This window comes from Acidovorax sp. AC410 (genome assembly GCF_979253235.1).
The window spans coordinates 6267901-6294784 of record NZ_CEEDCG010000001.1 but is presented as its reverse complement, the minus strand read 5'-3'; the positions used below and the strand labels follow the sequence as shown (position 1 = coordinate 6294784).

General features: G+C 66.1%; 25 protein-coding genes and 2 tRNA genes. 17 read left to right on the top strand and 10 right to left on the bottom strand.

Features of this window, described 5'->3' with window-relative positions; genetic code table 11:
- Positions 1 to 81: 81 nt before the first annotated feature.
- The 5 genes from pheS to AC0IZS_RS29210 all read left to right on the top strand — a co-directional run bounded on the left by pheS (position 82) and on the right by AC0IZS_RS29210 (position 4709).
- Positions 82 to 1134, top strand: a complete 1053-nt coding sequence (pheS, locus tag AC0IZS_RS29230; protein ID WP_471638883.1) for a phenylalanine--tRNA ligase subunit alpha — start codon at positions 82 to 84, stop codon at positions 1132 to 1134.
- A 105-nt stretch (positions 1135 to 1239) separates the two neighbouring features.
- Entirely contained in the window at positions 1240 to 3687 is a 2448-nt protein-coding gene (gene pheT / locus AC0IZS_RS29225; RefSeq protein ID WP_471638881.1) for a phenylalanine--tRNA ligase subunit beta, read from the top strand.
- Between the two features lie 42 nt (positions 3688 to 3729).
- Complete coding sequence (locus AC0IZS_RS29220; protein ID WP_322596515.1) at positions 3730 to 4083, top strand: integration host factor subunit alpha; 354 nt, start codon at positions 3730 to 3732, stop codon at positions 4081 to 4083.
- Between the two features lie 98 nt (positions 4084 to 4181).
- The gene (locus AC0IZS_RS29215; RefSeq protein ID WP_471638880.1) at positions 4182 to 4601 is read left to right on the top strand and encodes a MerR family transcriptional regulator; all 420 of its coding nucleotides are present in this window, start codon (positions 4182 to 4184) and stop codon (positions 4599 to 4601) included.
- Between the two features lie 31 nt (positions 4602 to 4632).
- A tRNA-Pro gene (locus AC0IZS_RS29210) sits at positions 4633 to 4709 on the top strand.
- A gap of 100 nt (positions 4710 to 4809) precedes the next feature.
- Here AC0IZS_RS29210 and AC0IZS_RS29205 read toward each other — a convergent pair.
- The gene (locus tag AC0IZS_RS29205; RefSeq protein ID WP_471638879.1) at positions 4810 to 5028 is read right to left on the bottom strand and encodes a hypothetical protein; all 219 of its coding nucleotides are present in this window, start codon (positions 5026 to 5028) and stop codon (positions 4810 to 4812) included.
- A 572-nt stretch (positions 5029 to 5600) separates the two neighbouring features.
- Between AC0IZS_RS29205 and AC0IZS_RS29200 the strand changes: the two genes are divergently transcribed.
- The gene (locus AC0IZS_RS29200; RefSeq protein ID WP_179680835.1) at positions 5601 to 5918 is read left to right on the top strand and encodes a single-stranded DNA-binding protein; all 318 of its coding nucleotides are present in this window, start codon (positions 5601 to 5603) and stop codon (positions 5916 to 5918) included.
- Positions 5919 to 6001: 83 nt separating this feature from the next.
- Here AC0IZS_RS29200 and AC0IZS_RS29195 read toward each other — a convergent pair whose 3' ends face one another.
- From AC0IZS_RS29195 to AC0IZS_RS29155, 9 genes are all read right to left on the bottom strand, one after another.
- Complete coding sequence (locus AC0IZS_RS29195) at positions 6002 to 6208, bottom strand: hypothetical protein (protein WP_471638878.1); 207 nt, start codon at positions 6206 to 6208, stop codon at positions 6002 to 6004.
- Positions 6209 to 6582: 374 nt separating this feature from the next.
- A complete protein-coding gene (locus tag AC0IZS_RS29190; protein WP_471638877.1) occupies positions 6583 to 7860 on the bottom strand; it encodes a PDDEXK-like family protein in 1278 nt (425 codons plus the stop codon).
- 101 nt (positions 7861 to 7961) lie between these two features.
- A tRNA-Thr gene (locus AC0IZS_RS29185) sits at positions 7962 to 8037 on the bottom strand.
- 12 nt (positions 8038 to 8049) lie between these two features.
- A complete protein-coding gene (locus AC0IZS_RS29180; RefSeq protein WP_471638876.1) occupies positions 8050 to 9057 on the bottom strand; it encodes a class 1 fructose-bisphosphatase in 1008 nt (335 codons plus the stop codon).
- Between the two features lie 36 nt (positions 9058 to 9093).
- A complete protein-coding gene (locus tag AC0IZS_RS29175; RefSeq protein ID WP_471638875.1) occupies positions 9094 to 9936 on the bottom strand; it encodes a tetratricopeptide repeat protein in 843 nt (280 codons plus the stop codon).
- Positions 9937 to 9952: 16 nt separating this feature from the next.
- Entirely contained in the window at positions 9953 to 12667 is a 2715-nt protein-coding gene (gene pepN, locus AC0IZS_RS29170) for an aminopeptidase N (protein ID WP_471638874.1), read from the bottom strand.
- Positions 12651 to 13385 (bottom strand): HAD family hydrolase, encoded by a 735-nt coding sequence (locus AC0IZS_RS29165; protein WP_471638873.1) that lies wholly within the window; start codon positions 13383 to 13385, stop codon positions 12651 to 12653. Before AC0IZS_RS29165 ends, pepN begins: the two co-directional genes overlap by 17 nt.
- Positions 13385 to 14489, bottom strand: a protein-coding gene (prfB, locus tag AC0IZS_RS29160) for a peptide chain release factor 2 (RefSeq protein WP_322596523.1) whose coding sequence is annotated in 2 segments (ribosomal slippage) — positions 13385 to 14407 and positions 14409 to 14489 — 1104 coding nt in all. Because the reading frame shifts where the segments join, the coding sequence is not laid out codon by codon here. Before prfB ends, AC0IZS_RS29165 begins: the two co-directional genes overlap by 1 nt.
- A gap of 216 nt (positions 14490 to 14705) precedes the next feature.
- Positions 14706 to 15632 (bottom strand): alpha/beta fold hydrolase, encoded by a 927-nt coding sequence (locus AC0IZS_RS29155; RefSeq protein WP_471638872.1) that lies wholly within the window; start codon positions 15630 to 15632, stop codon positions 14706 to 14708.
- Positions 15633 to 15830: 198 nt separating this feature from the next.
- Between AC0IZS_RS29155 and AC0IZS_RS29150 the strand changes: the two genes are divergently transcribed.
- From AC0IZS_RS29150 to AC0IZS_RS29100, 11 genes are all read left to right on the top strand, one after another.
- Positions 15831 to 16835: an AraC family transcriptional regulator gene (locus AC0IZS_RS29150; protein WP_471638871.1), complete on the top strand. Its 1005-nt coding sequence runs from the start codon at positions 15831 to 15833 to the stop codon at positions 16833 to 16835.
- Positions 16836 to 17125: 290 nt separating this feature from the next.
- A complete protein-coding gene (locus AC0IZS_RS29145; RefSeq protein WP_471638870.1) occupies positions 17126 to 18679 on the top strand; it encodes a methyl-accepting chemotaxis protein in 1554 nt (517 codons plus the stop codon).
- Between the two features lie 213 nt (positions 18680 to 18892).
- On the top strand, positions 18893 to 20173 hold the full coding sequence (andAc, locus tag AC0IZS_RS29140; RefSeq protein WP_471638869.1) for an anthranilate 1,2-dioxygenase large subunit AndAc: 1281 nt from the start codon (positions 18893 to 18895) through the stop codon (positions 20171 to 20173).
- Positions 20174 to 20186: 13 nt separating this feature from the next.
- A complete protein-coding gene (gene andAd, locus AC0IZS_RS29135; protein ID WP_471638868.1) occupies positions 20187 to 20705 on the top strand; it encodes an anthranilate 1,2-dioxygenase small subunit AndAd in 519 nt (172 codons plus the stop codon).
- Between the two features lie 80 nt (positions 20706 to 20785).
- Positions 20786 to 21097 carry an anthranilate 1,2-dioxygenase ferredoxin subunit AndAb gene (andAb, locus tag AC0IZS_RS29130; protein ID WP_471639597.1) on the top strand — a complete coding sequence of 104 codons (312 nt, stop codon included), beginning with the start codon at positions 20786 to 20788 and terminating at the stop codon, positions 21095 to 21097.
- A 63-nt stretch (positions 21098 to 21160) separates the two neighbouring features.
- The gene (locus tag AC0IZS_RS29125; RefSeq protein ID WP_471638867.1) at positions 21161 to 22366 is read left to right on the top strand and encodes an ABC transporter substrate-binding protein; all 1206 of its coding nucleotides are present in this window, start codon (positions 21161 to 21163) and stop codon (positions 22364 to 22366) included.
- 37 nt (positions 22367 to 22403) lie between these two features.
- Positions 22404 to 23324, top strand: a complete 921-nt coding sequence (locus AC0IZS_RS29120) for a branched-chain amino acid ABC transporter permease (RefSeq protein WP_471638866.1) — start codon at positions 22404 to 22406, stop codon at positions 23322 to 23324.
- Positions 23325 to 23326: 2 nt separating this feature from the next.
- Positions 23327 to 24316 carry a branched-chain amino acid ABC transporter permease gene (locus AC0IZS_RS29115; protein ID WP_471638865.1) on the top strand — a complete coding sequence of 330 codons (990 nt, stop codon included), beginning with the start codon at positions 23327 to 23329 and terminating at the stop codon, positions 24314 to 24316.
- A complete protein-coding gene (locus tag AC0IZS_RS29110) occupies positions 24313 to 25071 on the top strand; it encodes an ABC transporter ATP-binding protein (protein ID WP_471638864.1) in 759 nt (252 codons plus the stop codon). Before AC0IZS_RS29115 ends, AC0IZS_RS29110 begins: the two co-directional genes overlap by 4 nt.
- On the top strand, positions 25068 to 25787 hold the full coding sequence (locus AC0IZS_RS29105; protein WP_471638863.1) for an ABC transporter ATP-binding protein: 720 nt from the start codon (positions 25068 to 25070) through the stop codon (positions 25785 to 25787). The genes AC0IZS_RS29110 and AC0IZS_RS29105 overlap by 4 nt, the downstream gene beginning before the upstream one ends.
- 17 nt (positions 25788 to 25804) lie before the next feature.
- On the top strand, positions 25805 to 26878 hold the full coding sequence (locus AC0IZS_RS29100; RefSeq protein WP_471638862.1) for a CDP-6-deoxy-delta-3,4-glucoseen reductase: 1074 nt from the start codon (positions 25805 to 25807) through the stop codon (positions 26876 to 26878).
- The last annotated feature ends 6 nt before the right edge of the window (positions 26879 to 26884 follow it).

The window sequence follows — 26884 nt, the reverse complement described above, 5'->3', positions numbered from 1 at the left end:
CACCGGACGGCTGTTTGCGCAATAACAGCAAGGGCTAGGGCTTGTGAAGGCACTAGCCCTTGTTCATTTTCAAGAGTCGATATGAACGAGTTGGATTCCCTGGTCGAGAGCGCGACGCAACTGTTTGCCCAAAGCGCCACCCCTGCTGATCTGGAAAACGCCAAGGCGCAGTTCCTGGGCAAGGCCGGTCGCGTGACCGAGCTCATGAAGGGCATGGCGCAGCTGTCGGTGGACGAGAAGAAGTCCCGCGGCGCCGCCATCAACGTCGCCAAGCAAGCCATCGAGGCCGCGCTGACCGCGCGCCGCCAGGCGCTGGCCGATGCGGAGCTGCAGGTCCAGCTCAAGGCCGAGGCCCTGGACGTGAGCCTGCCAGGGCGCCAGCGCGGGCAGGGCGGGCTGCACCCCGTGTCGCTCACGCTCGAGCGCATCGAGGGCATCTTCGGCTCCATGGGTTTCGACGTGGCCCAGGGCCCCGAGATCGAGACCGACTGGTTCAACTTCACCGCACTGAACACGCCGGAAGACCATCCCGCGCGTTCCATGCACGACACCTTCTACGTGGAAGGCGGCACCCCCGAGGCGCCCAACCTGCTGCGCACGCACACCAGCCCGATGCAGATCCGCCACGCGGTGCAGCATGTCAAGAAGCACCGCGCCGCGCTCGACTCCGGCCAGCCCATGCCCGAGATCCGCGTCATCGCGCCGGGCCGCACCTACCGCGTGGACAGTGATGCCACGCACTCGCCCATGTTCCACCAGTGCGAAGGCCTGTGGATCGGCGAGAACGTGAGCTTCAAGGACCTGAAGGTGATCTTCACGGCCTTTTGCCGCACCTTCTTCGAAAGCGACGACCTGGTGCTGCGCTTTCGTCCGAGCTTCTTCCCCTTCACGGAGCCCAGCGCCGAGATCGACATCCAGTTCCAGACCGGCCCGCTGGCCGGCCGCTGGCTGGAGGTGTCAGGCTCGGGCCAGGTACACCCCGATGTGGTGCGCAACATGGGCCTGGACCCCGAAAAGTACATCGGCTTTGCCTTCGGCATGGGCCTCGACCGCATGACCATGCTGCGCTATGGCGTGAACGACCTGCGCCTGTTCTTCGACGGCGACATCCGCTTTTTGTCGCAGTTCCAGTAAGCAAGGGCCGGCCCTGCCTGCAAGGCCGGGTTGCCCCGCCGTTTTCGTCCTGGTGCGCGCTTCGATCCTGGCCGCACAGGGCACTTTCCGTACAAGAGTTCGACTATGCAATTCCCTGAATCCTGGTTGCGTGAGTTCTGCAACCCACCCCTTTCGACCGCCGAGCTGGCCGAGACTCTGACCATGGCCGGCCTGGAGGTGGAGGAGCTGCGCCCCGTGGCGCCGCCGTTCGCGAAGATCGTCGTGGGCGAGATCAAGGAGGCCGTGCAGCACCCCGATGCCGACCGCCTGCGCGTGTGCCAGGTGGACGTGGGGCAGGGTGCCTTGCTCAACATCGTCTGCGGTGCGCCCAATGCGCGCGTGGGCATCAAGGTGCCTTGCGCCCTGGTGGGTGCCGAGCTGCCACCCGGTGACGATGGCAAGCCCTTCCTGATCAAGGTGGGCAAGCTGCGCGGGGTGGAAAGCCAGGGCATGCTGTGCTCGGCGCGCGAACTCAAGCTCTCGGAGGACCATGGCGGCCTGCTCGAACTCGATGCCTCCGCGCCTGTGGGCCAGGACATCCGCGCGTACCTGAACCTGGACGACACGCTGTTCACGCTCAAGCTCACGCCCAACCTGGCGCACTGCCTGAGCGTGTACGGCATCGCGCGCGAGGTCTCGGCGCTGACCGGCGTGCCGCTCTCGCAGCCCGCCTTCCCTGCGGTGAGCTCGTCGGTCCCTGACACGCTGGCCGTGAAGATCAGCGCGCCCGACCTGTGCGGCCGTTTCAGCGGACGCGTGGTGCGCAACGTGAACACCCGGGCCACCACGCCGCAGTGGATGCTCGACCGCCTGGCGCGCTGCGGCCAGCGCGGCGTGTCGCCGCTGGTGGACATCTCCAACTACGTGATGTTCGAGCTGGGTCGCCCCTCGCACATCTTCGACCTGGACAAGATCCATGGCGGCCTGGACGTGCGCTGGGGCAAGGCCGGCGAGCAGCTCAAGCTGCTCAACGGCAACACCATCACGGTGGACGAGAAGGTCGGCGTGATCGCCGACGGCCAGCAGGTCGAATCCCTCGCCGGCATCATGGGCGGCGATGCCACCGCCGTGTCGGACGACACCAGGCACATCTATATCGAGGCCGCCTTCTGGTGGCCCAGGGCCGTGGCCGGGCGTTCGCGCCGCTACAACTTCTCGACCGATGCAGGCCACCGCTTCGAGCGCGGCGTGGACCCAGAGCTGACGGTGGAGCACATCGAGCGCATCACGCAGCTGGTGATCGACATCTGCGGCACGCCCGAGACGGCCTGCGGCCCGATGGACGACCAGCGCGTGAACCTGCCCGTGCCAGCACCCGTCACGCTGCGCGTGGCACGCGCGGCCAAGGTCATCGGCATGCCGATCACGCAGGCGCAGTGCGCCGACGTGTTCAAGCGCCTGGGCCTGCCGTTCACCGAGGGCGAAGGCACCGTCACCGTGGCGCCGCCCGCCTACCGCTTCGACATCACCATCGAGGAAGACCTGATCGAAGAGGTCGCGCGCATGGTGGGCTACAACAACCTGCCCACCACGCCGCCGCTGGCCCCCATCACGCCCAAGCTGCCGGCCGAGGCGACGCGCAGCCCGTTCGCCGTGCGCCGCACGCTGGCCGGCCTGGGCTACCAGGAGACCATCAACTTCAGCTTTGTTGAAGAGCGCTGGGAGCAGGAGCTGGCGGGCAATGCCCAGCCCATCAAGCTGCTCAACCCGATTGCCAGCCAGATGAGCGTGATGCGCTCGAGCCTGCTCGGTTCGCTGCTGCAGGTGCTCAAGTTCAACCTGGACCGCCGTGCCGAGCGCGTGCGCGTGTTCGAACTGGGCCGCGTGTTCCTGCGCGATGCCAGCGTGCGCAACACCGACACCACGGTGGAGGGCTTTCACCAGCCCATGCGCGTGGCCGGTGTGGCCTACGGCGCCAACGACATGCTGCAATGGGGCCGCAAGGAGCAGGGCATCGACTTCTTCGATGTGAAGGGTGATGTGGAGGCCCTGCTGGCCCCGCTGCAGGCCACGTTCGAGCCGGGCGAGCACCCCGCCATGCACCCCGGCCGCTGCGCCCGCGTGCTGGTGCAGGGGCGTGCCATCGGCTTCGTGGGCGAGCTGCATCCGCAGTGGCGCCAGTCGTGGGAGCTGCCGCTGGCGCCGGTGCTGTTCGAGCTGGAGCTCGACGCCGTGCTGCAGCGCGTGGTGCCGCAGTTCAAGTCGGTCGCCAAGCACCAGGCCGTGGAGCGTGACCTGGCCGTGGTGGTGGCCGAGCGCGTGACGCATGCCGAGGTGGTGGCGGCCTTGCAGGCCGCCGTGCCTGGGGCCATGCTGCGCTCGACCGTGCTGTTCGATGTGTACCGCCCCAAGCCGCTCAAGGCCGGCGAGGAAACGCCGGTCGGTGGCCTGGCCCCCGGCGAGAAGAGCCTGGCCGTGCGTCTGACGCTGGGCAGCGATGAGGCCACCCTGACCGAGGCCGAGATCGAAGCCGCCGTGCAGGCGGCTGTGACGCAGCTCACACAGCGCGTGGGCGCGCGGCTGCGCGGCTGACCATCGCGGCGACAATAGCCCCGAGCGAACGAACACAACAACATGACGATGCTGACTGGGAGAGATGCCGTGATCGAATTTGCAGTCGAAAGCCTGGAAACCCCTGCGCTTACCAAGGCGCAGCTGGCCGATCTCTTGTTCGACCAGATCGGGCTCAACAAGCGCGAGTCCAAGGACATGATCGACGCGTTCTTCGACCTCGTCTCGCAGAGCCTGGTGGAAGGCAACGACGTGAAGCTCTCGGGCTTTGGCAACTTCCAGATCCGCACCAAGGCGCCGCGCCCGGGGCGCAATCCGCGCACCGGCGAGGCGATTCCGATCCAGGCGCGCCGTGTGGTGACCTTCCATGCCAGCAGCAAGCTCAAGGAACAGATCCAGGCGGCTGCCGGATTGTGAATTTTTGCCAGTTTGCGCGCTGAATTTCAGGGGTGGGCTGGCAGTTCCCGCCGGCCTGCAGTACCCTTGCAGGCTTTCCTGTTTGAATCCGGAACCCCATGGGCACTGTGCTTCCCGCCATTCCTGCCAAGCGCTACTTCACCATCGGTGAGGTGGCGGAGCTGTGCGGTGTGAAGCCGCACGTGCTGCGTTACTGGGAACAGGAATTCACCCAGCTGCGCCCCATGAAGCGGCGCGGCAACCGCCGCTACTACCAGCACCACGAGGTGCTCATGATCCGCCGCATCCGCGACCTGCTGTACGACCAGGGCTTCACCATCAGCGGCGCCCGCAATCGCCTGCAGGAGCTGGCACTGCCCGCGCGCAGCGATGCAGCGGACGGAGCCGACAGCGAGCTGCCCAGCATGCTGGTGGACGATGCGGGTGACCTTTCCATCGGCTCGTCGGCCTTTGCTTTCGACTCGAATGCAGTGCGCCAGGAATTATTTGAGATCAGAGCACTGCTTTCTCCAAACTGACCCGAAATTGTGCATATAATCTAAGTCTTGTCGGCGTGTAGCGCAGCCTGGTAGCGCACTTGCATGGGGTGCAAGGGGTCGCGAGTTCGAATCCCGCCACGCCGACCATTTTCTTCGATGAACAACGGGCTATCGCCACAAGCGGTAGCCCGTTTTTCTTTGTCCGATCGCGCTCGCCCGGGTTGGGGCGAGGTCCGCTGTACTGCTGCTACCTGCCCAGGCGCGCCAACGACTGCTGGATGTTGGCAAAGGCCTGGGTGAGCTTGTGGGTGGCGCGTTGCAAGGCTTCGGGCGTGACCTCGCTGGTGCGGCGGCACCGGGGGCAGGTGATGCGCGGGCTCTGCTTGAGCTTGCCCAGCCGCTCCCTGATGGTCTGCTGGCAGTGCGGGCAGGGCAGTTCGATGCTGGCGTCGTCCAGAACAGTCATGGTGGCCCCTCTCGAAAGATGGTGGGTGCGAACTGGTGGAGCTTGCCGAACCATTGTGACCGGTTTGCCGGTGCGCGCCAATGGTGGATTGTCCGCCGGTGCGAGCGGGCCTCGATGGAGCGCCGCCCCAGTCCGCCGGCAGTGTCGCGTGCATGCCGCACCGTGTGGTCAATGCGCCCTGTTTGAAGGGCCGGTGGTTACAATACGTACTGGCTTTTGGATGGATGTGCGTGGCGCCCATGGTGCTTGCCGCGCAGGTCAAGACAAGGCGCCATGCGGGTTGGTCCGATGCGACGGGGCAGTTCGGTTCCGGGGCGGGCCATGGTTTCAGGGAGTCGGGTGGGGTGATCGCCATGCATTGGCGGTACCGCTGCCGCCTGGCATTCCCAAGAAAAACCCGTGCTGGCGGCGACCCCATCATTCGCAGCGAAAGCCCAGAGCCGTTGGTTGGTCCTGGGCTTTTTTTGTGGGCAGGGGTGGCAGGTTTTTCGAGACTGCTGTGTTCCGGCTGGGTGGGCGGGGCGATGGCCCCGGCGAGAACAAACCGACAACAAGTGCTGGATGGGGATTGCATGATCGATGGACTGATTTCGGGCCGTCTCTACGGGGGCCCAGAGCGGCGTCTGGACAAGGTAGGAAAGCCCTACATGGTGGCCAAGGTGCGGGCGCCCAGTGCCGAGGGCGAGATGCTGTTCGTCAACGTCATCGCGTTCGACGACGACGTGTGCATGGCCATGGAGCAACTGCACGATGGCGAGTCCATCTCCGTCGCGGGCTCCGTCACTCCCAAGGTGTGGACCGACAAGCAGGGCAATGTGCGCCCCGCGCTCGACATGGTCGCCCACCGCGTGATGAGCGCGCGCGACGCGTACCAGACGCAAACCAACTGACCTGCAACTGGTTGGCGGGGTGGGCGTTGTCGCCCTTGCCCTGTCGTCCGCTGCTTGCGGTGACCCTGCTGCCTGTGTTGCGTTCAGGATGCCTTGTTCGGCGCGGTGGTATCTGCCTGCGCAGTGCCAAAACCCATGGCCACCCATTCTTCGGGCGAAAGATGGAGTTCGCGCACTTCGGGCTGGCGTGGCTCGATGGCGCGGCGCCGCTCGTGCTTGTCCGGTGGGCCAGCTTCGGTCTGGCGGCGGTCCTTGCCGCTACGCCGATCGCAGGGGGGTTGCTTGTCCATGGCGTGGGCCTGTCAATTTCTGAGGCTGTCGATCAATCGGTGGGGTGCGTATCGGCGCGATCGGGCTGCTCGGCTGTCTGTGCAGTACTCGGTCCCGTCGTCGCTCGCACGAGTATGCCTTCTGCGGCTGTCCGGCGTGGTAATTGCAAGACTTGTTGACGTTTGCGCGACTTTGACAAATGCTCAGGTGTGTTGTGGCGCGAGGCACGCGAGCGCCGCTCGCGGCTTAGGTGTGTTACATACGGGCGGCCGCCACGGTCGTAGTGTGGCTCGCTCAAGCTGCCGCACCAGGAAATTGGCTGGTACCAGCTGCATGGGTGAAGCCTGGGCCAGCGCGCCTTCAGCTGCTTCAGCCTCTCTTGTTCGGTGGTCGATCAACTGATTGCCAGAGCTGCTTTCAGTCGCTTATGTGCCTCGTGGTACAGCGAGAGTACGGTGGAGTGAAAGGGTTGCGTGCTGCTTTGATGCAGGGTGGACCAGGCCTGATGCGACAGGCCACCTTCGCTTGCGAGGTTTTTGTGCGAGTCATCCTTTGGCTTGGACCACCATGGCCACAGCGGTGTCTCCGACTTCCCGTTGGGGATCCAGTCATTCATTGTGGTGAAAATGGTGATGCACTCTTGTTCGGTCAATGGGGTTGCGTCCTTGCGTTGGTAGATCCCGTAGTACAAATGAAGAGAGCCGGCGTCCTTGAAATCAAACCATGCGAAACGCAGCAAGAGTTCTCTCTCGTGATCAAGGGTCAGTTCAAAACCCGAGTTAGACGCGAGGGAGGGCAGATTTTCATCCCACTGAAGCGTGATGTTTTTCTGCAGGCATGCACGTTCCAGTGTTTCTTGAAATTGCCGGAGCAGTTCTTTCTGAAGCTCGCGGATTGACTGGACTATGTCCATGGCCGTGTCGACAGTTTGCGGGGTGGCGCAGATGATCTGCAGTACCTGTGACATCGTTGCTTCCTCTTGTTCGTAGTTGATATGGCGGCGGATGTACTCGCACAGCGACTCCACGAATAGCCGGACTTTGACCGCCTTGATGTATCGGGTGCATTCATGCAGCCAGTCCACAATCTGCGTCCAATTGAGGTGCATGAGTTGTCCGGCGGTTTGGTACTGCTGGCTTGTTGGGGCGTCTATGCTGAACTCGCTTGGTTCTCTGTTGCACATATAGACGAGTAGCCACGGCTGACCGTTGCTGGTGCTCTGCATGTACGAGGCGTAGTCCGCCAATTGCATTTCCTGGTCCTGCGCCCAGGGTTTGTTCTCTATGCCTATGCTTCCGGCGTTGGTGCGAATGTGAATGTCCAGGAACCTGCCTTTGTCCGTGATTTTTTCCAGCGTGATGTGGCTGCTTCTACTCTGCTGCACCCAGTCCAGCTGCTTTGTGGTATCGGATAGAAGCTTGGTAAACGATTGCCAGAAGAGTTCTCCTTGTCCGTGCGGGCCCTGGGGATCCAGCAGCATTGCGAGATATTCCGATATCGCGCGTTCGTTGTTGCGCAGGTAGTTCATCAGGGAGAAAGAGGGTGCTAGCTGTGGTGCCACCAATTGCTGTGCATACCTATAGCCCTGAATGCGCGCCTGTACGTCTGCGATCATCTGGTGAATGCGCGGCGCGAAGTGCGTTGGTGCGTCGATTGGGCTTACAGGGCTCATGGTGGTTGGTTCGAAGGAAGAGTTGGGTGGGGCTCAATCTGCGCGGATCTATCACCCCAAGCAAAAAGCCCCTGACTCTTGCGAATCAGGGGCTTTTTATCTGGTGCCGGAGAGATGAATCGAACACCCGACCTTCTCATTACGAATGAGCTGCTCTACCGACTGAGCTACACCGGCGTAAGACTTAGATTATAGCGTGGAATGGTAGCTTGTCACGCGCTCGACCTCATTTTTTGATCCGAGGATCACGCTGACGCGTTCATGCAACTGCGTGGGCTCGATCTCCATGATGCGCTGCTTGCCGTTGGTGGCGGCGCCTCCGGCCTGCTCGATGAGCCAGGACATGGGGTTGGCCTCGTACATCAGGCGCAGCTTGCCGGGCTTGTTCGGCTCGCGCTTGTCCCAGGGGTACAGGAAGATGCCGCCGCGCGTGAGGATGCGGTGTACGTCGGCCACCATGCTGGCGATCCAGCGCATGTTGAAGTCCTTGCCGCGCGGGCCGTCCTTGCCCTGCAGGCACTCGTCGATGTAGCGCTTCACAGGGGCATCCCAGTGGCGCATGTTGCTCATGTTGATGGCGAATTCCTTGGTGTCGTCGGGAATGCGCACGTTCTCTTCGGTCAGCACGAAGGAGCCCTGCTCGCGGTCCAGCGTGAACATGGCCACGCCGTCGCCCACGGTGAGCACCAGGGTGGTCTGCGGGCCGTAGATGCAGTAGCCCGCTGCGACCTGGCTGGTGCCGGGCTGCAGGAAGTCGCCGGCCTCCACGCCGCGGTCGTCATCGGGCTTCTTGAGCACGCTGAAGATGGTGCCGATGCTGACGTTCACGTCGATGTTGCTCGACCCATCGAGGGGGTCGAACAGCAGCAGGTATTCGCCCTGGGGGTAGCGGTTGGGCACCAGGTAGATGCCGTCCATTTCTTCCGAGGCCATGGCGGCCAGGTGGCCGCCCCATTCGTTGGCTTCGATCAGCACTTCGTTGGCGATGATGTCCAGCTTCTTCTGGATTTCGCCCTGCACGTTCTCGCTGGAGGCCGTGCCCAGCACGCCGCCGAGCGCGCCCTTGTTGACGGCCTGGCTGATGCTCTTGCACGAGCGGGCCACCACTTCGAGCAGCAGGCGCAGCTGAGAGGGGATGAGTCCGTCGATGCGTTGCTGCTCGACCAGGTAGCGGGTGAGGGAGATGCGGGAGCTCATCGGTGGTGTGTCCTTGGGCTTTGGGTTTTTGTGAAATCAGGGTTGCGATTGCTCGCGCTCGGCCAGCTCTGCCAGCGTGGCCTCTGCTTCTTCGAGCAGGTTTTCATCGCCGCTGGCGTGGGCAATGGCCACGCGCTGCTGGAGCAGGTTGTGCGCCAGTGCGCTGTCGCCGGACTCGTGCGCCAGCACACCCTGCTGAAAAAGCGTGTCCAGCACGATGCCGTCGTCGTTGAGGGCCTGGCCCAGCGCCAGGCGCTGTTGCAGGTAGCGCCGCGCCTGGGCCGCGTCGCCCATTTCGTAGGCGTTTTGCGCCAGGTTGTTGATCAGGCCCGACAAGCGCACGTCCGTGTCGGAGCCGAAGGCGCTCTGCGCATCGGCCAGCAACTGCTGGTTGTGCGCCAGCGCCTCGTCAAAGCGCCCGGCCTCGTGCAGCGCATAGCCGATCTCTTCGCGGATGCCCAGCTTCTGCTCGTCGCTCAGCGTGGCGCCGGCATGGTCGGCCCAGTGGGCCGACTGGCGCAGGTGCTCGATGGCGGTGTCGTACTCTTCGGACTGCAGGGCCGACTCGCCGATGGCGTAGTGCTGCTCGTAGCGGTCCGTGGGCGTGAGGTCCGACAGGGCGCTGCGGATGGCCAGGGCGCGCAGTCCCAGGGGCAGGCCTTCGTCATCCATCTGGCGCTTGGAGTAGACGATGAACTGCAGCCAGAGCAACTGGGCCAGTTCGGAGGACTCGGCACCCAGGCCTTCGGCCAGCGGGCGCAGGGCGGCCAGGTCGGCCGACATGGCCGAGCCGCTGAACATGGCCTCGGCGTCGTACACGGTATCGCGCAGCGGATTGAAGCGCCGCGCGAACTCTTGTGCGGAATCGGTGAATGCCATGGTGGCCTGCGCGCGATCAGTCGGCCAGTGCGCGGGTGACCACCTCGCGCACGTCGTTGCTCAAGTCCGGGCGCGTGGCCACGCGGGCGATCGCCTCGCGGGCGGCTGTGCGCCAGGGTTCGGCCAGCTTCTTCCAGCGGTCGAGCGCGCGCGCCAGGCGGGCGGCGACCTGCGGGTTGATGGCGTCGAGCTCGATCACGCGGTCGCTCCAGAACACATAGCCCGCCGCATCGGTGCGGTGGAAAGCGCCGGGGTTGGCACTGCAGTAGCTGAAGATCACGCTGCGCGCGCGGTTCGGGTTCTTGAGGCTGAAGTCCGGGTGCTGCATGAGCTGGCGCACGGCGGGCAACACGTTGCCGCCCTTGTCGGGCGCGCCGGCCTGCAGGGCAAACCACTTGTCGATGACCAGGGGCTCGTCCTTGAACAGCGCGTGAAAGCGCGCCAGCGCCGTGGCCGTATGCGCGCTGCCGCTGGCCACCAGGGCCGTGAGCGCGTTGAAGCGGTCGGTCATGTTGCTGGCCACCTTGAAGCGCTGGTAGGCCTTGCCGGGCCAGACTTCGTCGCCGGTGCGCTGGGCGGCGATGCACAGCATGTGCAGCGCCATGCCGCTGAGCGAGCGGTGGCCGGAGGAGACCGGGTCGGGGCTGTAGCCACCGGTGTCCTGGTTCTGCTCCCAGGCCCATTCCCAGTCGGCCTTCAGGGCCAGGGCCAACTGCTCGCGCATGGCTTCGCGCACGGCGTGGATGCGCTGCGGGTCCACCACGTCGAGCTGCTCGGCGATGTAGGTCTCGGACGGCAGGGTCAGCACCAGTTCCTTGAAGGCCGCGTCCAGCGCCGGGTTGCGCAGCACGCTGCGAAGCGCATCGACCACGGCCGCGGGCAGGATGTTGCCGCTGGTCGGGCCGCTGCCGGTGATGGCATGGATGGCGGTGCGCAGCGCCAGGCGCTGGCCGGCTTCCCAGCGGTTGAAGGCGTCGGTGTCGTTGGCCAGCAGGGTGAGCAACTGTTCGTCGGTGTACTCGATGTCCAGCACCACGGGGGCGGTGAAGTCGCGCAGCAGCGAGGGCACGGGCTCGGCGTCGAGGCCGGTGAACACCAGCGTCTGGCTGGCTTCGGTCAGCACCACGGTGCGCGATGGCGCGCCGGCCGTGTCTTCGCCCTGCAGTTGCAGGGGCAGGGCGGCACCTTCTTGCGTGAGCAGGCCCAGGCCGACGGGGATCACGAAGGGCAGCTTCTCGGCCTGGCCCGGCGTGGGCGCGCAGCTTTGCGCCAGGGTCAGCGAGTAGGTGCGCGCGGCGGCATCGTAGCTGCCCGTGGCCTTCACGCGCGGCGTGCCGGCCTGGCTGTACCAGCGCTTGAACTGGGGCAGCAGGCGCGCCAGGTCGCTGGCGGGGTTGGCGTCGGCAATGGCCTGGGCGAAGTCATCGCAGGTCACGGCCTGGCCGTCAAAGCGCTCAAAATACAGCTTCATGCCCTTGGCAAAGCCTTCGCGGCCCACCAGGGTGTGCATCATGCGCACCACCTCGGCACCCTTTTCGTAGATGGTGACGGTGTAGAAGTTGTTGATCTCGATGTAGCTGTCGGGCCGCACCGGGTGGGCCATGGGGCCTGCATCCTCGGGGAACTGGGCGGTGCGCAGCACGCGCACGTCCTCGATGCGCTTGACAGCGCGGGCCGAGGGGCTGCCGGCCAGGTCCTGGCTGAACTCCTGGTCGCGAAATACCGTGAGGCCTTCCTTCAGGCTCAGCTGGAACCAGTCGCGGCAGGTGACGCGGTTGCCCGTCCAGTTGTGGAAGTACTCGTGGCCGACCACGCTCTCGATGTTGGCGAAGTCCACGTCGGTGGCGGTCGATTCGCTGGCCAGAACATACTTGGTGTTGAAGATGTTCAGGCCCTTGTTCTCCATGGCGCCCATGTTGAAGTCGCTGGTGGCGACGATCATGAAGCGCTCCAGGTCCAGGGGCAGGCCGAAGCGCGCCTCGTCCCAGGCCACGCTGGCCATCAGCGAGTTCATGGCGTGCTCGGTCTTGCCCAGGTCGCCCGGGCGCACGTACACCTGCAGCAGGTGGTCGGTGCCCGAGCGGGCGCGGATCTTTTGCTCGCGCGCCACCAGCTTGCCCGCCACCAGGGCGAACAGGTAGCAGGGTTTCTTGTGCGGGTCGACCCACTGGGCGAAGTGGCGGCCGTCTTCCAGGTCGCCGCTGTCCACCAGGTTGCCGTTGGACAGCAGCACCGGGTACTGGGCCTTGTTGGCGCGCAGGGTCACGGTGTAGCTGGCCATCACGTCCGGGCGGTCCAGGAAGTAGGTGATGCGGCGGAAGCCCTCGGCCTCGCACTGCGTGAAGAAGGTGCCCTGGCTCACGTACAGGCCCATCAGGTGCGTGTTCTTGGCGGGGCAGCAGGTGGTGAAGATCTCGAGCGCGAAGGCGTCGGTGCCCGTGGGCAGGTTCTCCAGCACCAGGCGCGAGCCCTCCATCTTGAACGAGGTGCCCTGGCCGTTGACCAGCACGCGCGCCAGGTTCAGGTCCTCGCCGTCGAGCTTGAGCGGCTGCTCGGCCACGTCGAGGTTGCGGCGCAGCGTCATGCGGTTGAGCACGCGCGTCTTGGCGGGGTCCAGGTCGAAGGTCAGCTCGACGCTGTCGATCCAGTAGGCGGGGGCGGTGTAGTCCTCGCGGCGGATGGCAATGGCCGGTCCCGCGCCGCTTGCGTCTGCGTTAGGCGATGGCAACATGGATGCGCTCCAGAAAGTCGGTGTTCATGAGTTCGTGGTAGTCGCGCACGGCGGCCAGCACATGCGGGCCCGCCAGATCCTGCGCGCTGTGGGTGCTGCACACCGCCACGGCATGCATGCCCGCGCGGCGCGCGGCCTCGATGCCGAAGGGGGCGTCTTCAAACACGATGCAGCGCTCGGGCGCGGCACCGATGCGGCGCGCCGCTTCGAGAAAAATCGCTGGCTGGGGCTTGCCGGGCAGGCCCTCGTCACCGCGCACAATGGCCAGGGGCTCGGGCTCCATGCCAAGGCGCGACATGGCGAAGGCCACGTTGTGGATGTCGCCCGCCGTGCCCACCGCCAGCTTGTAGCCGCGTATGGAGGCCTGTGCCGCAAAGGCGCGAAAGCCCGCCACCTCGGCGAAGGCCGGGCCGAACAGCTCGCGGTAGATGTCTTCCTTCTCGCGCGTGAGCGCGTCGGCCTCGGCCTGTTCCACTTCGCGCTGCAGCAGCTCGCGAATGCACTCCGTGCCGTTGCGGCCCGTGGTGCGGGCCATCAGGTCGGGCACGTCGATGGCCATGCCACGGCGCCGCGTGAACTCGACCCATGCCTTGGCGTGCCAGGGCATGGAGTCGATCATGGTGCCGTCCATGTCGAAGATGAAGGCTTCGACGGGGATCGCGCTGCGGCCCGGGGCCGTGGCTGCGACGGTGGTGGCGGCTGCTGCGTCGCGCTGCATCACACGCCCTGCTTGAGCGAGGCTTCGATGAAGGCGTCCAGGTCGCCGTCCAGCACCTTCTGCGTGGCCGAGATTTCCACCCCGGTGCGCAGGTCCTTGATGCGGCTGTTGTCCAGCACGTAGCTGCGGATCTGGTGGCCCCAGCCCACGTCGGTCTTGGTGTCCTCGAGCTTTTGCTGCTCTTCCTGGCGCTTGCGCATCTCGTGGTCGTACAGGCGCGAGCGCAGGCGCTGCCAGGCGATGTCGCGGTTGCCGTGCTGGCTGCGGCCGTCCTGGCACTGCACCACGATGCCCGTGGGGATGTGGGTCAGGCGCACGGCCGAGTCGGTCTTGTTGATGTGCTGGCCGCCCGCGCCCGATGCGCGGTAGGTGTCGGTGCGCACGTCGGCCGGGTTGATGTCGATCTGGATCGAGTCATCGATCTCGGGGTAGACGAACAGGCTGGCAAAGCTGGTGTGGCGCCCGCCCGACGAGTCGAACGGCGACTTGCGCACCAGGCGGTGTACGCCGGTCTCGGTGCGCAGCAGGCCGTAGGCGTACTCGCCCTCGACCTTGATCGTGGCGCTCTTGAGGCCGGCGATGTCGCCCGGGGTTTCTTCCTCGACCGTGGTCTTGAAGCCCTTGCGTTCGGCGTACTTGAGGTACTGGCGCAGGAGCATGCCGGCCCAGTCGCAGGCCTCGGTGCCGCCGGCGCCGGCCTGGATGTCGACAAAGCAGTTGAGCGGGTCGGCCTCGTGGCGGAACATGCGGCGGAATTCGAGCTGCTCGATCTCGGGCTGCAGCTTGGCGGTCTCGGCCTCGATGGTCAAGAGGCCGTCTTCGTCGCCGTCTTCCTTGCTCATGTCATAGAGCTCGGTGTTGTCGGCCAGCTCGCGCGTGAGTTTTTCGAGCGTGAGCACCACGCCGTCCAGCGACTTCTTCTCTTTGCCCAGTTCCTGGGCTTTTTTCGGATCGTTCCAGACCGAGGGGTCTTCGAGCGATGCGTTGACGGTTCTCAGGCGTTCGAATTTGGCATCGAAGTCAAAGATACCTCCGTAACTCTTGCGTGCGCACGGTCAGGTCGCTCAAGGTGTTGCCGATGAGGTTGATGCGTTCTGCGTCCATGGTGGTGTCCTGGTAGGTGTGTTCTGTAGAGGGTGACAAGGCTGAACAGGCCCCTGTAGCCTTGCGCTGGTGTTGCGCATGCAAGGAGGCATGCCTCGCATGGAGGCGGGATGGTTCAGCATCGCCCGAATCGGCCATTTTCTCATGGATGGGCACGGGGGTCGGCAATGCCCCTTGCCCTCGTGAAAACAGCCTCAGAACAGTACGCAGGACCGATCAGGAAGACAGGTGCTCTTCGATCAACCGCGCCACGGCTTCGGGCTGGTCGTGGTGCAGCATGTGGGCGGCGTCCTGCACCACGGCCGTGCGGCAGTCGCGCACGTGGGTCAGGCGCTGGTGGTATTCAGGAAGGGCGTAGCGGCCCTTCCACCACTGGCCCAGGCTGTCGTCGCTGGCCTCCACGGCCAGCACCGGGGCGGCAATGCGCTCGTACAGGGCCAGGGCCTCGTCCAGGCGGTACAGCTGCGAGCTGGTGATCTTGTGCGCCGGGTCGCCCAGGATCTCCCAGCGGCCCTCTCCATTGGGCTCGGCCCAGTGCTGGGCCAGCCAGTCGGCCTTGTCCTGCGACAGGCGCGGGTTGGTCTTCATCAGGCGTTGGGCCACGCCAGCCACGCCGTCGTAGGCCTTGAGGGCCATGTCGCCCGTCTGCAGCTGCTTGATCTCGTCGATCCACTGGGCATAGCGCTTGGGTGCCTGCTCGGGTTTTGTGGCGGGCATGCCAAAGCCCTCCAGGTTGACCAGGCGGCGGATGCGCTCGGGCCGCACACCCGCATACATCATGGCAATGTTGCCGCCCATGCTGTGGCCCACCAGGTCCACGGGCTGGTCGCCCACATAGTGGTCGAGCAGCAGATCCAGGTCGGCCAGGTAGTCCGGAAAGGTGTAGTGGTCGCAGGGCGTGGGCAACTTGCTCAGGCCGAAGCCGCGCCAGTCGGGCGCGATGATGTGCCGGCCATCGGCGAACGCGGCCGAGAACGCATCCACCACGAACTGGTAAGAGGCGCCCACGTCCATCCAGCCGTGCACCAGAACCAGCGGGGGCCTGGCCTTGTCGCTCGATGCCTCGCCCCAGTGGCGGACGTGGTAGTTCAGGGTGCGGATGGGGACGAACTCGCTGCGCGAGGTGCGGACGGTGGAATACATGGAGGAAGCGAGGTGAAAGGGTGAACAGGCGTTGCTCCGATGGTACGTCGGCAGCCCGGCGACCGTGGCTGCGGGGTTGTCGCATTGGCGCCTGCCGGGCTATGGGTATGGAAATTGCTGAGCTTGATGCAAATCAAAGCCGCATGCCTTGACGCATGCCGCGCCCCACCCACGCCGAGGTCCTGCCTGATGGTTCCCATGTCTGCCCTGTCCCTGGATCTGTCGGCGCTGCAGCAGCGCCCGGTCTTCACGTCGGACCTGCGGGTGGACTCCCATGACCTGGTGGCGCGCGAGTTCTCGGACCATGGGTTGAAATGGTGCGGCGGGCCAGTGGCCACCTCGCTGTCCAAGGTGCGGGTGCGCCAGCTGCAACTGTTCATGCTGCAATACGGTGCGGAGGTGGAAATCCGCCCACGCCCGTTTGACGACTTCGTGCTGGTGCATCTGTCGCTCTCGGGCACGGCCGAAATGGTGTCCGATGGCGTGCCCATCCGCCTGCCCGCCGGCGCCGCCGCGCTCATCGCGCCGCGCCACAACCTGCACATGCGCTGGCAGCAGGGGGCGCGCCAGCTCATCCTCAAGGTACCGTGCCAGTTGCTGCGCGCCTGGGCGCCCGAGTCCCTGGTGGGCGATTCGACCTTTGTTCACCCGCTGCTGCCGCTGAGCGCAGGGCAGGGCCAGCAGTGGCACTTCCTCATGCAATCGCTGCTGCACGTCAGCCAGCAGGCGGTGGAGAGCACTGCGCACGCGCGCTGGGTGGACCACATGGAGAGCAATGTGGCGCTGTTCCTGGCCTCCTGCGCGCAGAGCGTGCCGGTGCCTGCGGCGCCCATGTTGCCCTTGCTGGACGCGGGTGCCGACAACCTCTTGCCAGGCGCACATGGCGATGTGCGCCGGCTTGACCGGCTCGATGCCTACATGCGCAGCCGCCTGTGCGCGCCCGTGGCGCTGGAAGACCTGGCGCGTGCCGCCGGTGTCAGCGTGCGCGGCCTGAACATGCTGTGCCAGCGCCACCATGGCGAATCGCCCATGGCGCTGCTGCGCAACATGCGGCTCGACGCAGTGCGTGCGCGCCTGCAGGAGCGCCCCGGCCACTGCGTGACCGACGCAGCGCTGGAGTTCGGCTTCGGCCACCTGGGCCGCTTTTCGAGCTACTACCGTGAGCGCTTTGGCGAGCTGCCGAGCCAGACGGTGGGCCTGTAGACCCGTTCAGAACCAGTCCAAGGCTTGCCGGCAATGCGACAGGGCCCAGGGGCCACAGCCCAGCGTGCGTGCTGCACGCATGGGCATGGGCTGGCCTGCGCACTGCAAGAAAACGACAGAATCCCGCGAAAAGCCGCCATTGCGACTGCTGTGGCTCATCATCTGCCTACCTGGGGCGGGCCGCGCCGGCGAAGCTGGCCGCAAGCACCGGCGCTGGCGGTCCGTTCAGTGCCTGCGCCGGCCACGATGGCCTTGCGCGGTCGTTCCTGCAGTTCAACCTGAGACTACCCATGAAATTCAACACGCGGCTATTGCTCTGTGCCCTGGTTCCAGCGGCCCTGTTCGTGTCGGCCCTGGTCGTGAGCCTGTGGGGGCTGGTGCGCACGCAGAATGAGTTCGACGACTACATCAAAACCGAGCAGGCCATCTCCAACGGACTGACGGAGATGTATGCGCAAGGCTTGCAGATGGGGCAGGCTTTGCGCAACGTTGTGCTCGACCCGGCGAACAAGAGGGCCTACGAGAATTTCAGCGCGGCGGAGGCGGCCTACGACAAGGCGCAACAGCAGACGGCTCTGGTTGCACAGGGAACCGAGGTGGGCAAGCGGCTGCAGGGGATGGTTCCCCTGCGCGAAAATCAGGCGGCCCAGCAAAAGCGCGTGCTGGAGCTGGTGAAATCCGACCCTGCCGAGGCGATCAAGGTGTTGAACACCGGCGAGACCCCCGCATGGCGGCAATTGCGCGAAAAGCTCGTCAACGAGATATCGTCGGGCCGGGAACTGGCGAGCAGCGCACAGGAGGCCACGCGCCAGCGTGCGAACCGCATGATCACCATCGCCGTGTCGCTTGCCATCATCGCCGCCCTCACGTCCATGGCGTTGGTGGTCCTCATGCGCCGCACGGTTCAGCGCGAGCTCGGTGCCGATCCTGCCGAGGTGCGCCGCTCGCTGCAGCAACTGGCCAATGGGGACCTGACCTCAGCTGGCGGCCAGGCCCCTGCTCCTGAAGGCGTGATGGCAGAACTGCTCAGAACCCAGCACAAGCTGCACGAGCTGGTTGCCCACGTACAGAAGAGTGCGGGCAGCATCGGCATTTCCACCCAGGAAATTGCCTCCGGCAACAACGACCTGTCGGCGCGCACGGAGCAGCAGGCTTCTGCCTTGCAGCAGACGGCAGCCTCGATGGAGCAACTGGGCTCCACCGTGCGCCAGAACGCGGACAACGCGCGGCAAGCCAACCAGATGGCCGTCAAGGCATCGACGGTGGCGGTGCAGGGTGGCGACGTGGTGGCCGAAGTGGTCGAGACCATGAAAGGCATCAACGCCAGCAGCAACAAGATCGCCGACATCATCAGCGTCATCGATGGCATCGCCTTCCAGACCAATATCCTGGCCCTGAATGCCGCAGTGGAAGCCGCCCGTGCGGGAGAGCAGGGCCGGGGCTTTGCCGTGGTGGCCAGCGAAGTGCGCAGCCTGGCCGGGCGCAGCGCCGAAGCGGCCAAGGAAATCAAAAGCCTGATCACCGCCAGCGTGGAGCGGGTGGAGCAGGGCACCCTGCTGGTGGACAAGGCAGGCGCCACCATGACCGAAGTGGTCAACTCCATACGCAAGGTGACGGACATCATGGGTGAGATCAGCGCCGCCAGCAGCGAGCAAAGCGCGGGCGTGGGCCAGGTGGGGGACGCCGTCACGCAGATGGACCAGGCCACGCAGCAGAACGCAGCACTGGTGGAAGAGATGGCGGCAGCAGCCAGCAGCCTGAACAGCCAGGCAATGGAGTTGGTGAGCGCCGTCGCCGTGTTCAAGATCGCCGGCGGTGGAACCTCCGTCAAGCGGCTTGCATAGCGGTCTGTCGCAAGGCCTGCCCGCATCCTGCACCGAACCCGGGTGAGCAGCTTCGGGTGCCACCGGCGTGGCGGGTGAAGCGGTCTCGCTGCCTGGCAGTACACCGCATTTGCAAGAACCGGACAGCGTTGGCGCCTTGCGTGCCAATACTGGATAGCGGAGAAGGGCGCTGGTTTCTAGCATGGAGGCATACCAATCGAAGAGGTCTTGCCCATGTCTGAAACCACCGTTGTCGCTGTTGCGCCGCCCGTCTCGCTCAAGGCGCAGCGGCAGGTGTTCTTCCCGCAGCCCGATGGCTCCAACGTGCCCTACCGGGTGTTCAGCTCGCAGGAGGTGTACGAGCGCGAGCAGGAGCGCATCTTCCGCGGCCCGGTGTGGAACTTTCTGGGGCTGGAGGCCGAGATCCCCAACGTGGGCGACTTCAAGTCCACCTTCGTCGGCGATACCCCTGTAGTCGTTACGCGCACGGCAGAGGGGCTGGCCTGCTGGGTCAACCGCTGCGCCCACCGCGGCGCCATGGTCTGCCGCGAAAAGCGCGGCAACGCCGCCAGCCACACCTGCGTGTACCACCAGTGGAGCTTTGCCGCCAACGGCGACCTGCAGGGCGTGCCGTTTCGCCGCGGCCAGAAGGGCATGGTCGGCATGCCCAAGGATTTCAAGACCGAAGAGCACGGCCTGCAGAAGCTGCGGGTGGACAGCTACAAGGGCCTGCTGTTCGCCACCTTCAGCGACGAGACGCCGCCGCTGCCCGAGTACCTGGGCGAGCAGATGCGCCCGTGGATCGACCGCATCTTCCACAAACCCATCGTCTACCTGGGCTGCACGCGCCAGTTCTCCAAGTCGAACTGGAAGCTGTACTTCGAGAACGTCAAGGACCCCTACCACGCCAGCCTGCTGCACCTGTTCCACACCACCTTCAACATCTTCCGCGTGGGGATGAAGGCGCGCTCCATCCCGGATGCGAACCATGGCCTGCACAGCATCATCACCGTGACCAAGCCCGAGGTGGAGACGGACACCGCCGCGGCCTACAGCGCGCAGAACATCCGCTCCATGGATGAAGGCTTTGCGCTCGAAGAGCCTGCGCTGCTCGGCCAGATCCAGGAGTTCGACGAGATGACCACCAACCACATCCAGCCGATCTTTCCGCAGCTGGTGGTGCAGCAGATCCACAACACGCTGGTGGCGCGCCAGCTGCTGCCCAAGGGGCCGGGCAACTTCGAGCTGGTGTTCCATTTCTTCGGCTACGCCGACGACACGCCCGAGCTGCGCGAGCTGCGCATGCTGCAGGCCAACCTGGTGGGCCCGGCAGGCTACATCTCGATGGAAGACACCGAGGCCACCGAGCTGGTGCAGCGCGGCACCGCGCGCGACGGCGACAAGCACTCCTACATCGCCATGGCGCGCGAGGCGCCCGAGCAGATGGACACCGTGATCACCGAGAACCTGATCCGCCGCTTCTGGGTGGGCTACCAGGGACTGATGGGCTACTGAGGCACCGCACACCATGACCACGATGACACCCCCCACCGCCCCCATCGGCATCAGCCGCCAGGAGCGCCTGCAGCTGTGGACCGAACTGCTCGAGCTGCAGCACCGCTACGTGAGCGCGCTGGACAACAACCGCCTTGAAGAATGGCCCGGCTTCTTCGTCGAGGAAGGCCGCTACGAGATCATCCCCAAGGAGAACTTCGACGCCGGCTTTCCCGCACCCATCATGTACTGCCGCAATGCCGGCATGCTGCGCGACCGCGTGCTCTCCCTGCGCAACGCCAACATCTTCGAAGACCACGTGTACCGCCACAGCACCTCGGGGCTGGTGATCACGGCGGTGAAGGACGGCGTGGTGCACACCCAGTCGAGCTACGTGGTGGTGATCACCGGCACGGCTGGCGATTCGAGCGTCTACCAGGCCGGCACCTACCTCGACGAGGTGGTGCTGCACGAAGGCGAATGGCGTTACCGCAGCAAGCGCGTGGTCTACGACACCTCGCGCGTGGCCACCTTGCTTGCCACCCCCATCTGAGGACCAAGGCCATGCAGACAACGACCGACAACGCACTGGAACAGGGCGCGGTGGACACCGCCGACGCTGCTGCAGCAGCAATGGTGGCAGCCTGGCACGACGTGGGCGAGCCCGAGGATTTCCCGGACGGTGCCGTGTGGCCCGTGGTGGTGGACGGCCTGCCCGTGGCGGTGTTCCGCGAGGGGGAGGGCCTCTTCGCGCTGTACGACCTGTGTACCCACGGCGCCGCCAAATTGTCCGACGGCTGGGTGGAAGACGGCTGTGTGGAATGCCCCTTGCATCAGGGCACCTTCGACATCCGCACGGGGGCGCCCTGCAAGGCGCCCGTCACCGAAGCGGTGCGCGCGTTCCCGGTGCGCGTGGTGGCAGGGCGTGTCGAAGTGGGGCTTTGACGCACCGCGACCGTAGCGCTCCCGGTTTTTGGTTTCCCTTTTGATGATGGATAAGGATTGAAGATGGCACAACTCTCCCGCACCTCGCTTCGCAACCGGCTGGGCGCAGCCGCCCTGGCAACCCTGGCTGCCTGCGCAAGCTTCACTGCAGCAGCGCAGCAGGGCCCCATCAAGGTCGGCATGGCGCTCGACATTTCGGGCCCTTTCTCCGGACCCGGTGCCGATGCGCGCGACGGCTTCAACCTGGCCATCAAGCAACTCGGCGGCAAGCTTGGCGGCCAGTCGGTGGAGTTCGTGCAGACCGACATGGCCGGCAGCCCCGACCAGGCCAAGCAGCTGGTCGACCGCTTCGTGCAGCGCGAGAAGATCGACCTGTTCACCGGCCCCATCGCCTCCAACGTGGCACTGGCCGTGGCGCCCACGCTGTTCGCCGCCAAGGTGCCTTACCTGTCGAACAACGCCGGCCCGAGCCAGCTCGCTGGCGCGCAGTGCAACGCCTACTTCTTTGGTACCGCCTACCAGAACGACCAGTACCACGAGGCCGCAGGCCAGTTCGCGGCCGACCGCGGCTTTGGCCGCATGGTGCTGATCGCACCCAACTACCCCGCCGGCAAGGACGGCCTGACGGGCTTCAAGCGCAAGTTCAAGGGCACGGTGGTCGATGAGATCTACACCAAGGTCGGCCAGATCGACTACGCGACCGAACTGGCGCAGCTGCGCGCCGCCAAGCCCGAAGCCGTGTATTTCTTCCTGCCCGGTGCCATGGGCATCAACTTCATCAAGCAGTTCGTGGGCGCCGGCCTGTCCAAGGACATCATGCTGGTGACGAGCGGCTTCTCGGCCGACGAGGACATCATCGGTGCGGTGGGCGAACCCATGCTGGGCCTGTTCAATACCTCGCACTGGGCGCATGACCTGGACAACGCGGCCAACAAGGCCTTCGTCACGGCCTTCCGCAAGGAATACGGCGGGCGCTACCCGTCCATCTACGCCGCGCAGGCCTTCGATGTGATCAGCGCCATGGACTCGGCCGTCAAGGCCGTGGGCGGCAAGGTGTCCGACCGCGAGGCCCTGACCAAGGCCCTGGCCAAGGCGCAGTTTCCCTCGGTGCGCGGCAGCTTCCGCTATGCCAACAACCACTACCCGGTGCAGAACTTCTACCTGCGCACCATCGGCAAGAACGCCGAGGGCCGCGTGACCAACAAGACCATCAAGACGGTGCTGGAGAACTACGGCGACGCTTTCTCCGCCCAGTGCCCCTTGAAGTGACCTTGCCCTCGCCGTACCTGCGTACCTGTTTCACGCCATGAATCCGATCCTCGTCATCGAGCAGTTGCTCAACGGAGCCGGCTACGGGCTCATGCTTTTCCTGATCGCGGCGGGGCTGACCCTGGTCTTCGGGATCATGGACGTGATGAACCTGTCGCACGGCTCGCTGTTCATGGTGGGCGCCTACGTGGCGGCCACCGTGCATGTACACAGCGGTTCGTTCGCGGGGGCGGTGCTCGTGGCGGCGGCCGCCACGGTGCTGGTGGCCGTGCTGCTGGAGGTGACGCTGATGCGCCGCCTCTACGGGCGCGATCACCTGGCCCAGGTGCTGGCCACCTTCGGCGTGATCCTCGTGGCCGACGATGCGGTGAAGATGATATGGGGCCCATCTCCGGTGATGGCGCCCACGCCCGCCCTGCTGTCGGGCCCAGTGGAGCTGTTCGCCGGCCTGCCTTACCCCTCGTACCGGCTGGTGGTGCTGGCGGCCGGGGTGCTGGTGGCGGGCCTGTTGTACCTGCTGGTCAACCACAGCCGCGTGGGCATGCTGGTGCGTGCGGGGGCGTCGGACCGGTGGATGGCCGAGCTCATGGGGGTGCGCGTCAAGCGCGTGTTCAGCGGCATCTTCGTGCTCGGCGCGGCGCTGGCGGCCCTGGCCGGCGCCCTCATGGGCCCGCTGATGGCCGTGCAGGTGGGTATGGGCGAGGCCATCCTGATCCCGGCGCTGGTGGTCATCGTTATCGGCGGCATCGGCTCGGTGCGCGGGGCCTTCGTGGCTGCGCTGCTGGTGGGGCTGGTGGACACCATCGGCCGCGCCTTTTTACCGCTGCTGCTGCGCGCCACCCTGCCGCCCGCCGTGGCCGCCGACCTGGGGCCGCTGTGCGCCGAGGTGGCCATGTACGCCTTGATGGCGGCGGTGCTGAGCTTTCGCCCCGCTGGGTTGTTTTCTGCCAAGGCATGAGCATGTCCGCTTCCCTGACTTCTTCGCTGCCTGCGGGCGCTGCAACGCCACTCTGGCGCGGCGCACTGCTGCCGCTGGCCTTGCTGGTGGCGCTGGCGCTGTTTCCGCTGGTGGCATCGGCCCTGGGCCTGGATTTCTACATCGGCTTCATGCGCCGGGTGCTGGTGGTGGCGCTGGCCGCCGCCAGCCTGAACTTCATCATGGGCTTTGGCGGCATGGTGGCGCTGGGGCATGCGGGCTTCGTCGGCGTGGGCGCCTATGCGGTGGTGGTGCTCAGCGATGCGGGCGCTACCTCGGCCTGGGTCGTCTGGGGCGCTGCCATGGCCGCAGCCGCGCTGGTGGCGGCGCTGGTGGGCGCCATCTCGCTGCGCACCAAGGGCGTGTACTTCATCATGATCACCCTGGCCTTCGCGCAGATGCTGTACTTCGTGTTCGTCTCGCTGCGAAGCTATGGCGGCGACGATGGCTACACGCTGCCGATGCGGCCGGCGCTGGGCCTGGGCCTCGATGTGATGCACGAGCCCACGCTGTACTGGGTGGTGCTGGCCCTGGTGGCGCTGGTGCTGTGGTGGCTGGACCGGGCCACGGCCTCGCGCTTCGGCGCGGCGCTGGCGGGCATCCGCGACAACGAAACCCGCATGCGCGCCCTGGGCTACCCGGTGTACCTGCTGCAGCTGGCGGCCTTCACGCTGGCCGGTGCCATTGCCGGCCTGGCGGGCGCGCTGCTGGCCACGGGCAACAGCTTCGTGAGCCCGTCGATGATGCACTGGACGCAGTCGGCCACGCTGATCGTGATGGTCGTCATCGGCGGCCTGGGCCGGCGCTGGGGTGGCCCGGTGGGCGCTGCCGTCTGGCTTGCGCTCGAAGAGGTGCTCAAGCTCAACACCGACTACTGGCACATGCCGCTGGGCGTGCTGCTGATCGCCACCGCGCTGTATGCGCCCAAGGGCCTGGCCGCGCTGGCAGACCTGCGCACAAGGAGCATGCGATGAGCCTCTTTCAAGTGCAGGGCCTGGTCAAGCGCTTCGGCGGCCTGCTGGCCACCGACCATGTGGACCTGTCGGTGGCGCATGGCGAGGTGCATGCCCTCATCGGACCCAACGGCGCCGGCAAGACCACGCTGGTCAACCAGATCTCGGGCCTGCTGGCGCCCGACGCGGGCCGGGTGCTGCTCGACGGTGCCGACATCACCGCGCTGCCCATGCACCGCCGCGTGGCCAAGGGGCTGTCGCGCTGCTTTCAGGTGACGCGCATCTTTCCGCAGCAGACCGTGCGCGACAACCTGCTGCTGGCCGTGCAGGCGCACAGCGGGTCGAGCTTTCGCTTTGTGCAGCCGCGCTCGCAGGCGCGCGACCTGTACGAGGCCGCCGACCGGCTGGCCGAGCGGGTAGGCCTGCAAGGCAGCATGGGCGAGAGCGCCGGAGCCCTGCCGCACGGCGCGCAGCGCACGCTGGATGTGGCGCTGGCGCTGGCCTCGGCCCCCAAGCTGCTGCTGCTCGACGAACCCATGGCCGGCATGGGGCCTGACGAATCGCTGCAGATGGTGCAGCTCATCGAAACCCTGCGCAAGGACATGGCCGTGCTGCTGATCGAGCACGACATGGAGGCCGTGTTCCGCCTGGCCGACCGCATCTCGGTGCTGGTCTATGGCCGGGTGCTCACCGCCGGAACGCCCGACGAGATCCGTAACAACGCCGAGGTGCAGGCGGTGTACCTGGGCACCGAAACCCTGGAGACCACCCCATGAGCGCGCCCGAACCCTTGCTGAGCTGCCAGGGCCTGGAGGCCGGCTACGGCGTGAGCCAGGTGCTCTTCGGCATCGACCTCGCCATCGCTGCAGGCGAGGTGGTGTCCCTGCTCGGCCGCAACGGCATGGGCAAGAGCACCACCATCAAGACCCTGGTGGGCGCGCTGCGCCCCACCGCCGGCGGCATCCGCTTCGCGGGGCAGGCCACCGATCGCCTCAAGAGCGACGCCATCGCCCGCCTGGGTCTGGCCATCGTGCCCGAAGGGCGCCACGTGTTCCCCAACCTCACGGTGCGCGAGCACCTGCTGGCCTTTGCCGATAACCGCAACGGCCTGCGCGATGCCTGGGATATGGATCGCATCTACGGGGTGTTTCCGCGCCTCAAGGAGCGCCAGAACCACCTGGGCAACCAGCTCTCGGGTGGCGAGCAGCAGATGCTGGCCATCGGCCGGGCGCTGTCGACCAACCCGCGCCTGCTCATCCTGGACGAGGCCACCGAAGGCCTGGCCCCGGTGATCCGCGAGGAGATCTGGCGCTGCCTGGCCACGCTCAAGGCCGCCGGGCAGACCATTCTGGTGGTCGACAAGTACGTACACCGCCTGGTGGGCCTGGCCGACCGCCATGTGATCCTGGAGCGCGGGCGCGTGGTCTGGCAGGGTGATTCCGCCGCACTCAATGCCGACCGCAGCCTGTGGTCGCGCTATCTCACCGTTTAAGCCTCCAAGGGTTTCCCATGCAGATGATCGAAGAGGTCGGCGCAGCCGTGGCCGACGCGCCCATGCACGCCATCACCTTGCTGCCGTCCGGCAAGACCTTCTCCAGCCCGGCGGGCGAAAGCGTGCTCGACGCCGCCCTGCGCCAGGGCATCCTGCTGCCCCACCAGTGCAAGACCGGCACCTGCGGCGCCTGCCGCGCCCGGGTGGTGCATGGCGAGGCCGTGTGCCTGCCAGGTACGCAGCCTGCCGCACTGTCACCGGAAGAAGCCGGGCAGGGCATGCACCTGCTGTGCTGCACCCAGGCCGCGAGCCCGCTGCATATCGAATGCGCCGAGATCCCGCACATACCGGGCATCGCCGTGCGCAAGCTGCCGGTGCGCGTGGTGGCGATGGAGCGCCTGGCGCCCGACGTCATGCGCGTGCAGCTGCAGCCCCCGGCGGGCCAGCAGCGCCTGCACTACGCCGCAGGCCAGTATGTGGACGTGCTGCTGCCCGGCAACCGCCGGCGCAGCTACTCGCTGGCCACGCCGGCCCTTGAGGGGCAGGAGCTGCTGGAACTGCACATCCGCCACTTGCCGGGCGGCCTGTTCACCGACCAGGTGTTCGGCAAGCTGAAAGCCCGCGACGTGCTGCGCATCGAGGGGCCGTTCGGCACCTTCGGCATGCACGATGGGGCATCGCAGGCGCCGGCCATCCTGCTGGCCAGCGGTACCGGCTTCGCGCCCGTGAAAGCCCTGGTGGAGCAGCTGCTGGCCGCTGGCAGCGGGCGCCGCGTACACCTGTACTGGGGCGGCCGTGCGCGGGCCGATCTGTACCTGCACGGCCTGTGCCTGGAGTGGGAGCAGGCCCTGCAGGGCCGCCTGAGCTATGTGCCCGTGCTGTCGGATGCGCCCGAGGCCGATGCCTGGGCCGGCCGCACCGGCTGGGTGCACCAGGCCGTGCTGCAGGACCATGCGGACCTGTCGCAGCACGAGGTGTACGCCTGTGGTGCCCCGGCCATGGTGGACGCTGCCCGGCACGACTTCGCCGCGTTGGCGGGCATGCGGCCCATGGCGTTCTTTGCCGATGCCTTCGTGGCGCAGCCGGGGTGAGCCGGA

What these genes read in the sequence shown, in the direction of transcription:
- AC0IZS_RS29115 (WP_471638865.1), top strand. Translation starts at nt 23,327, where the DNA reads ATGTCCGCTTCCCTGACTTCTTCGCTGCCTGCGGGCGCTGCAACGCCA.
- AC0IZS_RS29220 (WP_322596515.1), top strand. Translation starts at nt 3,730, where the DNA reads ATGACGATGCTGACTGGGAGAGATGCCGTGATCGAATTTGCAGTCGAA.
- AC0IZS_RS29155 (WP_471638872.1), bottom strand. Translation starts at nt 15,632, where the DNA reads ATGTATTCCACCGTCCGCACCTCGCGCAGCGAGTTCGTCCCCATCCGC.
- AC0IZS_RS29165 (WP_471638873.1), bottom strand. Translation starts at nt 13,385, where the DNA reads ATGCAGCGCGACGCAGCAGCCGCCACCACCGTCGCAGCCACGGCCCCG.
- AC0IZS_RS29110 (WP_471638864.1), top strand. Translation starts at nt 24,313, where the DNA reads ATGAGCCTCTTTCAAGTGCAGGGCCTGGTCAAGCGCTTCGGCGGCCTG.
- pheS (WP_471638883.1), top strand. Translation starts at nt 82, where the DNA reads ATGAACGAGTTGGATTCCCTGGTCGAGAGCGCGACGCAACTGTTTGCC.
- andAb (WP_471639597.1), top strand. Translation starts at nt 20,786, where the DNA reads ATGGTGGCAGCCTGGCACGACGTGGGCGAGCCCGAGGATTTCCCGGAC.
- pepN (WP_471638874.1), bottom strand. Translation starts at nt 12,667, where the DNA reads ATGTTGCCATCGCCTAACGCAGACGCAAGCGGCGCGGGACCGGCCATT.
- pheT (WP_471638881.1), top strand. Translation starts at nt 1,240, where the DNA reads ATGCAATTCCCTGAATCCTGGTTGCGTGAGTTCTGCAACCCACCCCTT.
- andAd (WP_471638868.1), top strand. Translation starts at nt 20,187, where the DNA reads ATGACCACGATGACACCCCCCACCGCCCCCATCGGCATCAGCCGCCAG.
- AC0IZS_RS29215 (WP_471638880.1), top strand. Translation starts at nt 4,182, where the DNA reads ATGGGCACTGTGCTTCCCGCCATTCCTGCCAAGCGCTACTTCACCATC.
- AC0IZS_RS29175 (WP_471638875.1), bottom strand. Translation starts at nt 9,936, where the DNA reads ATGGCATTCACCGATTCCGCACAAGAGTTCGCGCGGCGCTTCAATCCG.
- AC0IZS_RS29120 (WP_471638866.1), top strand. Translation starts at nt 22,404, where the DNA reads ATGAATCCGATCCTCGTCATCGAGCAGTTGCTCAACGGAGCCGGCTAC.
- AC0IZS_RS29105 (WP_471638863.1), top strand. Translation starts at nt 25,068, where the DNA reads ATGAGCGCGCCCGAACCCTTGCTGAGCTGCCAGGGCCTGGAGGCCGGC.
- AC0IZS_RS29125 (WP_471638867.1), top strand. Translation starts at nt 21,161, where the DNA reads ATGGCACAACTCTCCCGCACCTCGCTTCGCAACCGGCTGGGCGCAGCC.
- AC0IZS_RS29205 (WP_471638879.1), bottom strand. Translation starts at nt 5,028, where the DNA reads ATGACTGTTCTGGACGACGCCAGCATCGAACTGCCCTGCCCGCACTGC.
- AC0IZS_RS29190 (WP_471638877.1), bottom strand. Translation starts at nt 7,860, where the DNA reads ATGAGCCCTGTAAGCCCAATCGACGCACCAACGCACTTCGCGCCGCGC.
- AC0IZS_RS29200 (WP_179680835.1), top strand. Translation starts at nt 5,601, where the DNA reads ATGATCGATGGACTGATTTCGGGCCGTCTCTACGGGGGCCCAGAGCGG.
- AC0IZS_RS29195 (WP_471638878.1), bottom strand. Translation starts at nt 6,208, where the DNA reads ATGGACAAGCAACCCCCCTGCGATCGGCGTAGCGGCAAGGACCGCCGC.
- AC0IZS_RS29180 (WP_471638876.1), bottom strand. Translation starts at nt 9,057, where the DNA reads ATGAGCTCCCGCATCTCCCTCACCCGCTACCTGGTCGAGCAGCAACGC.
- andAc (WP_471638869.1), top strand. Translation starts at nt 18,893, where the DNA reads ATGTCTGAAACCACCGTTGTCGCTGTTGCGCCGCCCGTCTCGCTCAAG.
- AC0IZS_RS29145 (WP_471638870.1), top strand. Translation starts at nt 17,126, where the DNA reads ATGAAATTCAACACGCGGCTATTGCTCTGTGCCCTGGTTCCAGCGGCC.
- AC0IZS_RS29100 (WP_471638862.1), top strand. Translation starts at nt 25,805, where the DNA reads ATGCAGATGATCGAAGAGGTCGGCGCAGCCGTGGCCGACGCGCCCATG.
- AC0IZS_RS29150 (WP_471638871.1), top strand. Translation starts at nt 15,831, where the DNA reads ATGTCTGCCCTGTCCCTGGATCTGTCGGCGCTGCAGCAGCGCCCGGTC.